Genomic DNA, 14,872 nt, shown 5'->3' with positions numbered 1-14,872 from the left:
CCGGCCGGCTATAGCTGCCCTCCTGGGCAGAGGAGTCGATCATGGCGCCAGTCTATCCAGCCGAGCTGCGAATTTGCTGATGGTGTGCGGAACTGGCGGCACCACCGGGGGGCGGACCGGTCGGGACCTACCTCGCTGTCCGGTCTGCCCCGGTTGGCGGCATGGCCACCTCGTCCACGTCCAGCAGGTCCCGGCGGACCTTGCCGGACCGGTACGCGGCCCGGCCGATCATCTGGGCCGCCACCGGGGCCGTGATCAGCTGGAAGACGGCCACCAACAGGATCATGCCCAGGTCGGCCGGGTAGCGCAGGCGCAGCGCCACCCCGGCCAGGACCAGGAGCACCCCGAGGATCTGCGGTTTGGTGACCGCGTGGATCCGGGACAGCACGTCGGGGAACCGGATCAGGCCCACGGCGGCGAGGAAGCTGAGCAGCCCGCCCGCGAGCAGACAGACCGCCGAGAGTACGTCGGCGAGCGCCCGCAGCGGCGCCACCCCGGCGGCCTCGACCGGTGCCGCCAACCAGGTCACGCCTCCTCCCCGGCGCCGAACCGGACCACGGCCACCGAGCCGACGAATCCGAGCAGCGAGATCACCACCAGGATCGGCAGCGTGGTGGCGTGCCGGTGCAGGGCCGCCTCGGTGCCGATGGCGGCCACGGTCAGCGACAGCAGCGCCTCGGCCGCGACGATCCGGTCCAACACGGCCGGACCGCGGACCATCCGGGCCAGCGCCAGCAGAGCGGCGCAGGACAGCAGCACCGCCACGATCATTCCCCATGCAGTCACGGCTCGACCTTCCTCCCGTCGGAATCTGTCTGGACCGCGGCCAGCTCCGCGGGCGACCCCACCGCGCGGACCAGCCGTACCTCCAGTTCGTGCACGTGCTCCCGGCTGCGCGCCGCGTCCTCCCGCCCGCGTACGTCGAAGACGTGGACGAACAGCGTGCCGCCGGGCCGGTCGACGTCCACGATCAGCGTGCCGGGCACCAGCGACAGCGCCTCGGCCACCAGGGTGAGGTTGAGATCGGTCGGTACCCGCAGCCGGACCGCGATGATCGCCGAGTGCGGCGGCGGGCCGGGGCGCAGCGCGACCGCGCCCAGCCGGACGCTCGCCACCACCAGCTCGGCCAGGAACCGCAGCACGAAGACCAGCACGGGCAGCGGCCGCACCCGACCGGCGAAGGTGACCGGCGGCAGCGGGTAGAACACCAGCACGGCCACCGCGACCAGCACCCCGCCCACGGTGTTCAGCCAACTGAAGCCGCCCCAGAAGAGACTCCAGATCAGGGTGAGGCCGACGATCGCGACCAACCACTCGCGCCAGCGGGCGCGGCGTCGGGGCACCGATCCGGGCGGCGTCACGGCGCACCGCCGGGGAACACCGCCTGCACGTACGGCGTCCGCATCCGCAGGTCCGTGGCCGCCTCGGTGGCGACCCGGTAGAGCGGACCGGCCAGCACCGTGAACGCGAGACCCAGTGCGACGAGGGCGGCCGTGGCACCGATCATCATCCGGGGCACCCGTTGCACGGGCGCGGCCAACCTCTCCGGGTCGCCGCCGTCCGGTCCGGATCCGCGCGGCGTCCGGTCACCGCCCGACCCCGACCCGTCGCCCGACCCGTCGCCCGACTCCGGCCTCGCGCCCGACCGCGGCCTGGCGGCGTTCCCCGCTCCGGTGGCCCCGGGCTGAATCTCCCGGCCGGCCGGATCGACCAGTTCCGGCGGCTCCGCGTACCCGGACACGGCCATCGGCACCGGCCGCCAGAAGGCGAGGTTCCAGACCCGCACCACGGCGTACAGGGTGAGCAGGCTGGTGAGGCTGCCGGCGGCGACAAGCGACCAGGGCAGCACCCCGCCCTCGGCCGCACCCGCCTCCAGCAGCCCGAGCTTGCCCAGGAACCCGGAGAACGGCGGGATCCCGGCCAGGTTGACCGCCGGCACCAGGAACAGGATGCCGAGCAGCGGCGCCGAGCGGGCCAGACCACCGAGCCGGTTCAGGTCGGTGCTGCCGACCCGGCGCTCCACCAGGCCGGCCGACAGGAACAGCGTGGTCTGGATGGTGATGTGGTGCAGCACGTAGAAGATCGCCCCGGCCAGGCCGGCGACGGAGGTGAGCGCCACCCCGAACAGCAGGTATCCGATGTGACTGACCAGGGTGAACGACAGCAACCGCTTGATGTCCGTCTGCACCAGGGCGCCCAGGATGCCGACCAGCATGGTCAGCAGCGCCAGCACCAGCAGGACGTCGGCGGCCCGGCGGCCGGGGAACAGCAGCGTCTCGGTGCGGATGATCGCGTACACGCCGACCTTCGTGAGCAGGCCGGCGAAGACGGCGGTGACCGGGGTGGGAGCGCTGGGGTAGCTGTCCGGCAACCAGGCCGAGAGCGGGAAGACGGCCGCCTTCACCCCGAAGGCGAGCAGCAGCATCGACTGGAGCGCGATCTGCAGGTTCGCGGGCAGGGCGTCCAGCCGACCGACCAACTGGGCCAGGTTGACCGTCCCGGTGGCCGCGTACACCAGCCCGATCGCGGACAGGAACACCATCGAGGAGAGCAGACTGACCACCACGTACGTCGTTCCGACCCGCAGCCGGGCGTCGGTCCCGCCCAGCATGATCAGTACGTAGCTGGCGGCCAGCAGCACCTCGAAGCTGACGAACAGGTTGAACAGGTCACCGGCGAGGAACGCGTTCGCCACCCCGGCGGTCAGCACCAGGTAGGTGGGGTGGAACACCGAGACCGGTGCCTCCTGGTCGCCGGCCTGGCCCTGGCCGACGGCGTAGCAGAGCACGGCGAGGGTGACGGCCACCGAGACCACCAGCATGAGGGTGGCGAACTGGTCGGCGACCAGGACGATGCCGGCCGGCGCCGCCCAGCCGCCGATCTCGGCCACCAGCGTGCCGTGCCGGATCGCGGCCCAGAGCAGGAGGACCGCCGTCACCAGGGTGGCCGCGAGCACCAGCACGCTTACCGTGCGCTGGGCCCGCGGTCGACCGGCGAGGATCAGCGTCAGCGCCGCGCCGAGCAGCGGCAGCATGACCGGAAGCACGACGAGCCGGCTCACAGGTGGGACTCCTTTCGGGGCGGTGCCGCCGGTGCGGCATCCAGATCGACCTGCTCCGGGTCGTACGCCCGGGTGTCCGGCCCGACGTCCGGGGTGGGCGCCTCGTCCCGCCGGATCAGGTCGAGCAGGCGCCGGTCCTCCGGGTCGTCCTGGACCTCGTCGTCGCCACGGACCTGCCAGCTGCGGTACGCCACGGCGAGCAGCAGGGCGGTCATCCCGAAGCTGATCACGATGGCCGTGAGCACCATGGCCTGCGGCAGCGGGTCGCTCACCGTCGCCGGGTCGGTCAACCCGATCAGCGGCGCCCCGCCCGCCTGGCCGGCGAGCAGGATCAGCAGGTTGATGCCGTTGCTCATCAACACGACGCCCAGCACCACCCGGGTGAGGCTGCGTTCCAGCAGCAGCGTCACGCCGGCGCCGAAGAGCACCCCGACGACCACCACCAGGACCAGCGCCGGCCTCATCGCTCCCCCTCCTCGGGCCGGGTGACCAGCCCGCGTTCGGCTCCCGTACCGTCCCGCGCCGCCCCGGCACCGTCGGGCGGCGGCCCCGCGCCGTCCGGTGCCGGCCTTCGCCTGCCGCCCGGCGCCGGCCGCCCGGCGCGGGACGGCGCGGGTGTTCCGGCGCGGGACGGCGCGGGCGCCGCGCCGCGGGCCGCGGTCCCGGCGGCGGAGCCCACGAGTTCCGGGCCACCACCGGTCTCGATCTGGCGGTCGATCTCCGCGCCCAGGCTGCGCAGCACGTCCAGCACCAGCCCGACGACCACGAGATAGACGCCGATGTCGAAGAACAGGGACGTCACCAGATGCACCTCGCCGACCAGCGGCAGGTGCAGGTCCACCAGGGTGCTGGTGAGCGCCGGCCGGCCCGCCACCAGCGCCAACGCGCCGTAGCCGACCGAGGTGGCCAGGCCGGCGCCGAGCAGCACACCGGCATCCACCGGCGCGGCGTCGTCGAGTTCGTACCGGCCGCCGGCCAGGTAGCGGACGGCGAGCGCCAGCCCCGCGACAAGCCCGCCGGCGAAACCGCCGCCCGGCGAGTTGTGGCCGGCGAACACCAGGAAGATCGAGAACAGCACGATGACGTGGAAGATCAGCCGGGTGACGACCTCGAACACGATCGACCGCCGGCGGCTGGTCAGCGTGCTGCCGCCGCGCAGCCAGACCCGTTCCCGGCCGCGGGTGACCGCCACCGGCAGATCGCGCCGACCGGACCGGCGGCCCCGGGCGGAGCGCACGAAGATCAGGCTGGCCACGCCGGTGGCGACCACGACCAGGACCGAGATCTCACCCATGGTGTCCCAGGCCCGGATGTCGACGAGCGTCACGTTCACCACGTTGCGGCCGTGCCCGCCCTGCACGGCGAGGTCCGGGAATTCGTTCGAGATCGACGGGGCCGTGCGGCCGGTCGAGGCGGCCAGCGCCAGTCCGGACATCACCAGCCCGACCGCCACGCCGATGCCGCCGCGCAGCCATCGGCTGCGCCGCAGCGGCCGGGTCGAGAAGGCCGCCGGCAGCCGGCGCAGCACCAGCACGTACACCACGATCGTGACGGTCTCCACGAGGAACTGGGTGAGCGCCAGGTCCGGGGCGCCGTGCAGGATGAAGAGCAGCGCCGTGCCGTACCCGGTGACCCCGACCAGCACCATGGCGGTGATCCGCCGGCGGGCTCGCACGGTGAGCAGGGCCGCCACCGCCAGCACCAGACCCACGACGGTCTGGCCGGGTGCGTCCCAGCCGCGCAGGCCGCTCGGCCACGGGCCACCGGCCAGCAGCGCCCCGCCGGCCAGCAGCACCAGCACGGTCAGGATCGTGCCGAGGTACTGCGGCAGCGACCCGCGCTGGGTCACTCCGGTCACCTCGACCGCCAGCCGGCCCAACAGGTGGGTGACGCGCAGGTAGACCCGGGTTCCGTGGACCGGCAGACGCACCCGGGCCACCAGCGAGGCCACCCGGTCACGCGCCACGAACAGCACCGCCCCGCCGGCCAGGGCCAGCACGGACAGCCCGAGCGCCAGGTTCCAGCCGGGCCAGAGCACGAGCTGGTACGGCGCGCCGGCGAACCGGCCCGGGTACGGCGCCAGCGTCACACCCAGCGGACCGGCCAGCGGACCGAGCAGCAGCCCGGCCGCGGCCAGCACGGCGGGCGGCACGATCAGCGCCGCGCGGGTCGGGCGCAGCGGGGTGGTCGCCCGAGGACCCGGTCGGTCGCCGAAGGCGCCCCAGACGAAACGCACGCTGTACGCGGCGGTCAGCACCGCGCCGGCCAGCACGCCGGCCAGCAGCACCGGCTCGTCCAGCAGCGCGTGCACCACCGCCTCCTTGCCGACGAACCCCAGCAGCGGTGGCACGCCGGCCATCGAGGCGGCCGCCAGCACGGCGATGCCGGCCAGTACCGGTCGGCGGCGCCCCACCCCGGACAGCAGGTTGATGTCCCGGGTGCCGGCCGCGTGGTCCACCGCGCCGGCGACCAGGAACAGCGTCGACTTGAACAGGCCGTGCGCCAGCAGCATCACCAGCCCGGCGAGTGCGGCGGCCCGGGTGGCGGCGCCGGTCAGCAGGAGCAGCAGACCGAGCTGGCTCACCGTGCCGTAGGCCAGCAGCAGCTTGAGGTCCACCTGACGCAGCGCGGCCCAGCCGCCGCCCAACATGGTGACGGTGCCGAGGGCGTACAGCACCGGATGCCAGGGCGTCGCCTCGGCGAGTCCCGGGGCGAGCAGCGCCACGAGGAAGATCCCGGCCTTGACCATCGCCGCCGCGTGCAGGTACGCCGAGACCGGGGTGGGTGCCGCCATCGCCGACGGCAGCCAGAAACTGGTCGGGAAGATCGCCGACTTGGTGACCACGCCGGTCAGGATGAGCAGCGTGGCGGCGGTCGCCGTGGCGCCGCCGGGGATGCCGGTGGCCAGGATCGAGGACCACCGGTACGTGCCGGCGGACTCGCCGAGCACGATGAAGCCGACCAGCATGGCCAGCCCGCCCAGGGTGGTCACCACCAGGGCCTGCGTCGCGGCCCGCCGGGTCGCCCGCTTGCCCGGGTTGTGCCCGATCAGCAGGAAGGACAGGATGCTGGTCAGCTCCCAGAAGACGTAGAGCAGCAGCAGGTTGTCGGCCATCACCAGGCCGGTCATGGCGCCGGCGAACCCCACGAACGCCGCCGCGAACCGGCCGAGTTCGGGTTCGCCGGACGGGAAGTACCGGGTGCAGTAGACAAGCACCAGCGCGCCGACCCCGCCGACCAGCAGGAGCAGCACCCAGGACAGCACCTCGACCCGTAGCTCCAGGTCGAGGCCCAGGCTGGCGATCCACCGGTACGTCTCGACGGCCTCGCCGCCGTCCCGGAAGGTGCCGGTCCGCGCCACCGCCCAGCCCGCCGTGGCCGCCGGCACCAGTGCCAGCACCGCGCAGGCGGCCCGCCCCCACCACCGCACGAGCACCGGTGCGACCAGCGCAGCGGCCAGGTGGAGGATCAGCAGGACGAGCATGCGGGCTCCGATCTGGGGACGGAGGGCGGCCTGGGGTGTCTCCGGACCTGTGCGGTGCGCGGCGGGCCTCGGGCGGGCGTTCCGGGACCAGCGCAGCCCGCAGACAGGTCCAGGAGCCATCCCTAGGACGAATCACACGGCAGGTAGCGCGACGACGGACCCGAAACCGGAAATCCCACCCGTCGATCATGAAGAAATGACGGGGTACTTATTCCGGTATGACCGATACGCCGCGGGCGCGGCCCGGATGGCGACCCACCCCGACACCCGGCCGGTGTTGATGAGGGCGTCTGCGCCATGCGAAAGCGCTTCCGGCGCCACCAACGCCCCGATCGACACAGGCGGGCGGGCGGGGGTCGCCCCTACGCCGACGGGGTTGGGGTGAGTGGGTTGACCAGGCGGGCGGTGTGCTCCGCCGGGGCCATCCGAACCGGCGCGGTCAGAGCGGTGGCGCGCGGGACCCGTCCCGGCGGACCGGACGGGAGGAGGGCAGCCGATCCGCGGCCGGCCCGTGCCCGGACCGCTCGGCCGCCAGGGGCGGCGGCCGCCTTTCGGCGCAGACCCCGGCCGGCGCGTGCTGCGGCTCGCCGCTCGCCGGGTCGAGCCCGGCACCGGGGTCGGACGCCATCGGCGGGTGCTGCGGCTGCGCCGCGGACCCCTCGACAGGGTCGAGCCGCCAGCCGGGCCGATGCCGGTCGCCCCGGCCGGCGGCCGCGACGGTGGCCGGAAGAGCGTGGATCGCGGCGCTCACCGACGCGGGTGCCGCGGCGACCGGACCCGCCGGAACGGCACAGGAGGCGGCACCGTGCACCGCCGTGGCGCCGAGCACGGTCAGCACGAGCAGGATCAGCGGACGGAGCGGAGCGGCGCAGAGTGACGTCCTCGCGCGCATCCGGCCTCCTCCGGTCGATGTTCGGTAACTGTATCTTGACCTATCGGTCGTTACCGAACTTCGCCGGCAACCTCCCGCTCAGTGGGACGCGGCGGATCCGGGCGCACCGTCGACAGTGGACGTTCCCGGCGACGCCGGCCGGGCGGGACGCCCAGCTGGCCGGGCGGGACGCTCAGCGGGCCGGGCTGCCGACGAGGTCGGGGCGGCCCAACTGGCGCGCCGTGTCGTCGATCAACACCGCGACGGCCGCCAGCGACCGGGCGGAGGCAAGGGGTCGGGACCGCGGGCCACGGACGAAGCGGTGCACCGCGACCCGCACCCGGGCACGGTCGGCGGCGCTCGCCTCGGCGGTCGCCACCACGAGTTCCCGCAGGCAGTTGGCCAGCCGCTCGGCGAGGGCGAGGTCGGACCCGGTCAACACACAGCCGAGCTCGGCAAGGTGGTGGTCGACCATCCGGATGAGCACATCAGCGCCGAGCGGCGAGGTTCGCTCGACGACAGTCATCCATCCTCCCGGGCCCATACTCTCCGTCACCGAAGAACTTACGGTAAGTGCCGATATCGAGGCAAGTAGTTAAGGGATAATTAATGCTTTTCGGCCGGTTCTTTCGGCTCACCGTAGGTCGGAGAACCCGCTGCGTAGCGCGCGTCCGGACGGCCGCGGTCCCGCTGTCGTACCGGCCGGGCAGGATGGGGTGCGTGCAGCAGGCGTCTCCGGAGTTCGGTGCGGCCACCCGCGAGTGGTTCGCCGCGTCCTTCGCCGCGCCCACCGAGGCCCAGTCGGGAGCCTGGCGGGCGATCGGCGCCGGCCACAACGCCCTGGTCGTCGCGCCCACCGGATCGGGCAAGACGCTCGCCGCGTTCCTCTGGTCGCTGGACCGGTTGGCCCGCGAGCCGGTGCCGGCGGATCGGCAGCGCCGCTGCCGCGTGCTCTACATCAGCCCGCTCAAGGCGCTCGCGGTCGACGTCGAGCGCAACCTGCGGGCGCCGCTGACCGGCATCCGGCACGCCGCCGCCCGGTTGGGTCTGCCGCCACCGGAGATCACCGTGGGGATGCGCACCGGGGACACCCCCGCCGACGAGCGGCGGGCGTTCGCGCGCACCCCGCCGGACATCCTGATCACCACGCCGGAGTCGCTGTTCCTGCTGCTCACCTCGGCCGCCCGGGAGTCGCTGCGCGGGGTGGAGACGGTCATCGTGGACGAGGTGCACGCCGTGGCCGCCACCAAGCGCGGCGCGCATCTCGCGCTGTCCCTCGAACGGCTCGACGACCTGCTCCCCGCGCCGGCCCAGCGGATCGGCCTGTCCGCCACGGTCCGCCCGGTCGCCGAAACCGCCCGGTTCCTCGGCGGTTCCCGGCCGGTCGACGTGGTGCAGCCGCGCACCGCCAAGACCATCGAGGTCAGCGTCGAGGTGCCGGTGGCCGACATGACCCGGCTCGACGAGTTGGACGACCCGGCTATGGAGGACGGGCTGGCCGGTCCACGCCGGGTCTCCATCTGGCCGGCCGTGGAGGAGCGCGTCTTCGCCCTGATCCGGGCGCACCGGTCGGCGATCGTCTTCGCCAACTCGCGGCGCGGCGCCGAGCGGCTCTGCGCCCGGCTCAACGAGTTGGCCGCGGCAGCCGCCGAGGCCGACGGGATGACGGAACACGACCCACCGCCCGGACACCGACCCGTGCCCGGCGTACCCGATCCGGCCGCGGCCGATGCCGGCGGGCCGGCCGGCGACGCGGCGCCGCGGGACGGTACGGCCGGGCGGGCGGCGACGCGCGACGGTACGACAGCGGGCCGCGGCGGCCGGCTGCCCGCGGAGATCATGGCGCAGTCCGGCGCCTCCGCCGGCGCCCCGCCGGTGATCGCCCGAGCGCACCACGGCAGCGTGTCCCGGGAGGAACGCAAGCACATCGAGGAGGCTCTCAAGTCCGGTCGGCTGCCGGCCGTGGTCGCCACCTCCAGCCTGGAACTCGGCATCGACATGGGGGCCGTCGATCTGGTGGTGCAGATCGAGGCACCGCCCAGCGTGGCGGCCGGCCTGCAACGCGTGGGGCGCGCCGGCCACCAGGTCGGCGCGGTCTCCCGGGGCGTGGTGTTCCCGAAGCACCGCGGCGACCTGCTCTCCTGCGCCGTGGTGGCGGACCGGATGGCCGACGGCGCCATCGAGGAGCTGCGCTACCCGCGCAACCCGCTGGACGTACTGGCCCAGCAGATCGTCGCGATGGTGGCGCTGGACTCCTGGCGGGTGGGCGACCTGGCCGCCCTGGTGCGCCGGGCGGCGCCGTTCGCCGAACTGCCCGACTCGGCCCTGACCGCCGTGCTCGACATGCTCTCCGGGCGCTACCCCTCCACCGCCTTCGCCGAGTTGCGGCCCCGGCTGGTCTGGGACCGGACCACCGACGTGCTGTCCGGCCGCCCCGGCGCGCAACGGCTCGCCGTCACCAGCGGCGGGACGATTCCGGACCGCGGCCTGTTCGGGGTGTTCCTGGCCGGCGCCGAGCGGGCCGCGCGGGTCGGCGAGTTGGACGAGGAGATGGTCTACGAGTCGCGGGTCGGCGACGTGTTCCTGCTCGGTTCCTCCTCCTGGCGGATCGAGGAGATCACCCCGGATCGCGTGCTGGTCTCCCCCGCCCCCGGCCAGGCCGCCCGGATGCCGTTCTGGAAGGGCGACGCGCTGGGACGCCCGGTGGAACTGGGTCGGGCCATCGGCGCCCGGCTGCGCGGGCTGGTCCGGTCCGGCGAGGACGCGGCCCGGGCCGACCTGATGGGCCGCGGCCTGGACGAGTGGGCCGCCGCCAACCTCGTGACCTACCTCTACGAGCAGCGCGAGGCCACCCGGGCGTTGCCGGACGACCGCACGGTGCTGGTCGAGCGGTTCCGCGACGAGCTCGGCGACTGGCGGCTGGCCGTGCACTGCCTGCTCGGTGCCCGGGTCAACGGGCCGTGGGCGCTGGCGATCGGCCGCCGGCTCGCCGAACGGTACGGGGTGGACGCCCAGGTCATGCCGGCCGACGACGGCATCGTCGTGCGGCTGCCGGAGACCGCCGACGAGCCGCCCGGCCCCGAGGTCGTGGCGTTCGACCCCGACGAGATCGTTCAGCTCGTGGAGGAAACCGTCGGCACCTCGGCGATGTTCGCCGCGCGGTTCCGGGAGTGCGCCGCCCGGGCGCTGCTGCTGCCCCGGCGCGACCCCCGGCGCCGGCAACCGCTGTGGCAGCAGCGGCAACGCGCCGCGCAACTGCTCGACGTGGCCCGGGAGTTCGCCGACTTCCCGATCACGCTGGAGGCGGCCCGGGAGTGCCTCCAGGACGTCTTCGACCTGCCCGGCCTGGCCGGCCTGATGCGGGAGGTCGCCAGCCGGAAGGTGCGGCTGGTCGAGGTGGAGACCGGCAGGCCGTCGCCGTTCGCCCGATCGCTGCTGTTCGGGTACGTCGGCGCGTTCGTCTACGAGGGCGACTCGCCGCTGGCCGAGCGCCGGGCCGCCGCGCTGGCGCTGGACTCCACCCTCCTCGGTGAGCTGCTCGGCCGGGTTGACCTGCGGGAACTGCTGGAGCCCGCGGTGGTCGACGAGACCGAGCGGCGCCTGCAGTGGCGCACCGAGGAGCGCCGGGCGCGGGACGCCGAGGACGTGGTGGAGTTGCTGCGGCTGCTCGGCGACCTCAGCGACGACGAGTTGGCCGAGCGCGGCGCCCGGCCCGAGTGGTTGACCGGGCTGGCCGCCGACCGACGGGTACTGCGCGTGCGGATCGCCGGTCAGGACCGGTGGATCGGCATCGAGGACGCCGGACGGGTCCGGGACGCGCTCGGCGTGGCCCTGCCGGTCGGCGTCGCCGAGGCATACCTCGCGCCGGTCGCCGATCCCCTCGGTGACCTGGTCGCCCGGTACGCCCGCGGGCACGGGCCGTTCGCCGCCGCGACCTGCGCGGCCCGGTTCGGGCTCGGCGTGTTCGTGGTCGAGCAGACGCTGCGGCTGCTCGCCGCCGGCGGGCGGGTGGTCTCCGGCGAGTTCCGGCCGGACGGCGTGGGCACCGAGTGGTGCGACGCGGAGGTGCTGCGGCTGCTGCGCCGCCGGTCCCTGGCGGCGCTGCGTCGGGAGATCGAGCCGGTGCCGCCGCGGGCGCTGGCCACCTTCCTGCCCCGCTGGCAGCAGATCGGCTCGTCGGCCCGGGGCGTGGACGCCGTGGCCGCGGTCGTCGAGCAGCTTCAGGGGGTGGCGGTGCCGGCGTCGGCGCTGGAACGCCTGGTGCTGCCGGCCCGGGTGGCGGACTACTCCCCGGCGTACCTGGACGAGCTGTGCGCCAGCGGCGAGGTGCGCTGGGCCGGGGCCGGCGCGATCGCCGGTGGGGACGGCTGGGTGACCCTCGCCTACGCCGACGCGGCGCCGCTGCTGCTGCCCGTGCCGGACGAGGCGCTCACGATGACCCCGCTGCACGAGGCGGTGCTGGCGGCCCTGGCCGACGGGCAGGCGTTGTTCTTCCGGCCCCTCGCCGAGCGGTGCGGATCGGACGACGACTCCACGCTGGTGGCCACGCTGTGGGACCTGGTCTGGGCCGGCCGGCTGACCAACGACACGCTGGCACCGCTGCGGACCGCGCTCAGCGGCGGCGGTGCGCATCGGGCCCGACCCACCGGTCCGCGCGCCCGGTACCGCCGGCCCGGCCGGGCCGGCCTGCCCAGCCGGGTTGGTCCGCCCACCGCCGCCGGCCGATGGTCGCTGCTGCCGGAGCGGGATTCCGACCCGACCCGCCGGGCCGCAGCGCTGGCCGACACGCTGCTCGAACGGCACGGCGTGCTGACCCGGGGCGCGGTGGTCGCGGAGGCGGTGCCCGGCGGCTTCGCGGCCGTCTACCCGGTGCTCGCGGCCCTGGAGGAACGCGGCGCCGCCCGCCGCGGCTACTTCGTGGACGGGCTGGGCGCCGCCCAGTTCGCCGTGCCGGGAGCGGTCGACCGGATCCGCGCCCTCGCCGAGCCGTCCGCCCCGGACCGCTCGGGACCGGCGCTGGTGCTGGCCGCGACCGACCCGGCCAACCCGTACGGTGCGGCGCTGCCCTGGCCGGAGCGTGTCGTCGAGTCCGGCGACGGCGGCACCGGGCCGGCGGGCGGACACCGGGCCGGGCGGAAGGCCGGCGCGCTGGTCGTGCTGACCGGCGGCGTTCTCACCCTGTACGTGGAACGGGGCGGTCGGACGGTGCTCTCCTTCACCGACGATCCCGACGCCCTGGCGGTCGCCGCCAAGGCGCTGGCCGACGCCGTCCACTCCGGCGCGCTGGGCGCGATCTCGGTGGAACGCGCCGACGGCGGCGCGGTCCGGTCGACGCCGCTGGCCGACGCACTCACCGCCGCCGGTTTCCGGGCCACCCCGCGCGGCCTGCGACTGCGCGGCTAGCGTCCGGTCGAGGTCCTCGGTCGGCCGAGGATCCCCGCACCGGCGCCAGGGCGGGTCAGGACAGGGTGGTTCAGGACAGGGCGGTCAGGGCACCCGGTACACCGCCGCGAGCACCGAGACGTCCGCCGGGTCGGGATGGTCCCCGCCGCCGGCACGCCACTCGCTCACCGGCACGATCCCCGGCTCGACCGCTTCGAGGCCGGCGAAGATCTCCGCGATCTCCTGCCTGCTGCGCGGGAAGACGTCCAGCCGGCCGGCGGCCAGCAACGCGTCGTACGCGGCGGCGCCCTCCGGGCTCAGGAAGTCCTTGGTGGCGTTGGTGGTGGCCACGTGGCTGCCCGAGGGCAGCGCCGACACGAGGCGCCGGACGATCCGGGTGACCTCGTCCAGGTCCCGGACGAAGTGCAGCACCGCGATCAGCATCAACGCGACCGGCCGGCCGAGGTCGAGCGTGCGGGCCAGGTCCGGATGCCGGAGTATCGCCTCGGGCTCGCGCAGGTCCGCCTCCAGGTACGCGGTGGCGCCCTGCGGCGTACTGGTCATCAACGCCCGGGCGTGCACGCCCACCATCGGATCGTTGTCCACGTACACCACCCGGGTGTCCGGCGCGACGGCCTGGGCGACCTCGTGGGTGTTGTCCGCCGTCGGCAGACCGGTTCCGATGTCGAGGAACTGCCGGATGCCGACCTCGGCGGTGAGGAAGGTCGTGACGCGCTTGAGGAACCCGCGGTTCTCGATCGCCGCCGTACGGATGCTGGGCCACGCGGCCGCGATCTGGTCCCCGGAGGCGCGGTCGGCGGCGAAGTTGTCCTTGCCGCCGAGCCAGTAGTTGTACCGCCGCGCCGGGTGCGGCACCGAGGTGTCGATGGCGTGCTGCACCTGCCCCGGGTCGGACTGTTCGCGCATGCCGGTCGCCTCTCCTCGGTGCGGAGCCGCTCCGAGGGGCAGCCGGGGCGTCCAGTGTAGAGACCACCCGTGACGCGTTCCACCCGCGACGCCGCGTCGCCGTCCTCGTCGGACGTACGTCAGCCAGCTCGACCGGATCGGTGGAGATGACTGGCGTACGTCCGTGCGCCCCGCCCCGATCGTCGGTCAGAGCCGCGGCGCGACCTCGGCCGCGATCAGGTCGAGGTGGTCCAGGTCGGTCAGGTCCAGCACCTGGAGGAAGAACCGGGACGCGCCCAGCCCGGCGTACACCCGCAGTTGCTCCGCGACCTCCTCGGGGGTGCCGACGACGCCGGCGCCGGAGGACCTCACCTCCGCCGGGTCCCGACCGATCGCGTCGGCGCGGCGGCGGACCTCGGCGTCGGTCCGGCCGCAGACCACGGTGAGCGCGGCGGACAGGGCCAGCGGCCGGTCGTCCCGGCCGGCCTCGGCACACGCCTTGCGGACCGCGGCGTAGCTGCGCTCCACGTGCTCCGGCGGGGAGAACGGGACGTTGAACTCGTCGGCGTACCGGGCAGCCAGCCGGGGCGTGCGGGTGGCACCCTTGCCGCCGATGATCAGCGGAGGGTGGGGCCGCTGGACCGGCTTCGGCAACGCGGGCGAGTTCTCCACCCGGTAGTACCGGCCGGCGTGGTCGAACCGCCCGCCGGGCTGCGTGGACCAGAGGCCGGTGATCACGTCCAACTGCTCGGTCAGCCGGTCGAACCGCTCACCGACCGGCGGGAACGGGATGCCGTACGCCGTGTGCTCCTCGGCGAACCAGCCGGTGCCCAGGCCGAGTTCCACCCGACCGCCGCTCATGGCGTCGACCTGGGCCACCGATATCGCCAACGGGCCGGGCAGCCGGAACGTCGCCGAGGTGACCAGGGTGCCCAGCCGGATGCGTTCGGTCTGCACGGCGAGCGCGGCGAGGGTCAGCCAGGCGTCGGTCGGTCCGGGCAGCCCGTCGACGCCCATCGCCAGGTAGTGATCGGAGCGGAAGAACCCGTCGAATCCGCAGTCCTGGGCGCGCCGCGCGACCCGGAGCAGATCGTCGTAGCTGGCACCTTGCTGGGGCTCGGTGAAGACGCAAAGTCGCATGCGGTCAACTCTGCCAGCCCGACGGTCG

At 74.4% G+C, this 14,872-nt stretch carries 11 protein-coding genes; 1 reads left to right on the top strand and 10 read right to left on the bottom strand.

Annotated elements, in window-relative coordinates:
• Nucleotides 1–127: 127 nt before the first annotated feature.
• The 8 genes from mnhG to CIK06_RS07740 all read right to left on the bottom strand — a co-directional run bounded on the left by mnhG (nucleotide 128) and on the right by CIK06_RS07740 (nucleotide 7,942).
• A complete protein-coding gene (mnhG, locus tag CIK06_RS07780; protein ID WP_255408546.1) occupies nucleotides 128–529 on the bottom strand; it encodes a monovalent cation/H(+) antiporter subunit G in 402 nt (133 codons plus the stop codon).
• Nucleotides 526–786 carry a monovalent cation/H+ antiporter complex subunit F gene (locus CIK06_RS07775; RefSeq protein ID WP_232534071.1) on the bottom strand — a complete coding sequence of 87 codons (261 nt, stop codon included), beginning with the start codon at nucleotides 784–786 and terminating at the stop codon, nucleotides 526–528. The genes mnhG and CIK06_RS07775 overlap by 4 nt, the downstream gene beginning before the upstream one ends.
• Nucleotides 783–1,361: a Na+/H+ antiporter subunit E gene (locus tag CIK06_RS07770; protein ID WP_095564257.1), complete on the bottom strand. Its 579-nt coding sequence runs from the start codon at nucleotides 1,359–1,361 to the stop codon at nucleotides 783–785. The genes CIK06_RS07775 and CIK06_RS07770 overlap by 4 nt, the downstream gene beginning before the upstream one ends.
• Nucleotides 1,358–3,061, bottom strand: coding sequence for a Na+/H+ antiporter subunit D (locus CIK06_RS07765; RefSeq protein WP_095564256.1), 1,704 nt, complete (start codon nucleotides 3,059–3,061; stop codon nucleotides 1,358–1,360). Before CIK06_RS07765 ends, CIK06_RS07770 begins: the two co-directional genes overlap by 4 nt.
• Complete coding sequence (locus CIK06_RS07760; RefSeq protein ID WP_095564255.1) at nucleotides 3,058–3,525, bottom strand: Na(+)/H(+) antiporter subunit C; 468 nt, start codon at nucleotides 3,523–3,525, stop codon at nucleotides 3,058–3,060. The genes CIK06_RS07765 and CIK06_RS07760 overlap by 4 nt, the downstream gene beginning before the upstream one ends.
• A complete protein-coding gene (locus CIK06_RS07755; protein ID WP_095564254.1) occupies nucleotides 3,522–6,545 on the bottom strand; it encodes a Na+/H+ antiporter subunit A in 3,024 nt (1,007 codons plus the stop codon). The genes CIK06_RS07760 and CIK06_RS07755 overlap by 4 nt, the downstream gene beginning before the upstream one ends.
• A 439-nt stretch (nucleotides 6,546–6,984) precedes the next feature.
• The gene (locus CIK06_RS07745; RefSeq protein ID WP_095564252.1) at nucleotides 6,985–7,437 is read right to left on the bottom strand and encodes a hypothetical protein; all 453 of its coding nucleotides are present in this window, start codon (nucleotides 7,435–7,437) and stop codon (nucleotides 6,985–6,987) included.
• A 172-nt stretch (nucleotides 7,438–7,609) separates the two neighbouring features.
• On the bottom strand, nucleotides 7,610–7,942 hold the full coding sequence (locus CIK06_RS07740) for a hypothetical protein (RefSeq protein ID WP_198348131.1): 333 nt from the start codon (nucleotides 7,940–7,942) through the stop codon (nucleotides 7,610–7,612).
• 194 nt (nucleotides 7,943–8,136) lie between these two features.
• On the opposite strand from CIK06_RS07740, the gene CIK06_RS07735 reads away from it, so the two are divergent.
• Nucleotides 8,137–12,819, top strand: a complete 4,683-nt coding sequence (locus tag CIK06_RS07735; RefSeq protein ID WP_232534070.1) for a DEAD/DEAH box helicase — start codon at nucleotides 8,137–8,139, stop codon at nucleotides 12,817–12,819.
• A gap of 84 nt (nucleotides 12,820–12,903) precedes the next feature.
• Here CIK06_RS07735 and CIK06_RS07730 read toward each other — a convergent pair whose 3' ends face one another.
• Nucleotides 12,904–13,725, bottom strand: a complete 822-nt coding sequence (locus CIK06_RS07730) for an SAM-dependent methyltransferase (RefSeq protein ID WP_095564249.1) — start codon at nucleotides 13,723–13,725, stop codon at nucleotides 12,904–12,906.
• Between the two features lie 186 nt (nucleotides 13,726–13,911).
• Nucleotides 13,912–14,844 carry an LLM class F420-dependent oxidoreductase gene (locus CIK06_RS07725; RefSeq protein ID WP_095564248.1) on the bottom strand — a complete coding sequence of 311 codons (933 nt, stop codon included), beginning with the start codon at nucleotides 14,842–14,844 and terminating at the stop codon, nucleotides 13,912–13,914.
• Nucleotides 14,845–14,872: the final 28 nt, after the last annotated feature.

It is taken from the genome of Plantactinospora sp. KBS50, assembly GCF_002285795.1.
GTDB lineage: Bacteria > Actinomycetota > Actinomycetes > Mycobacteriales > Micromonosporaceae > KBS50.
The sequence above is the reverse complement of the archived record's forward strand: the minus strand, read 5'-3'. Positions and strand labels throughout refer to the sequence as shown.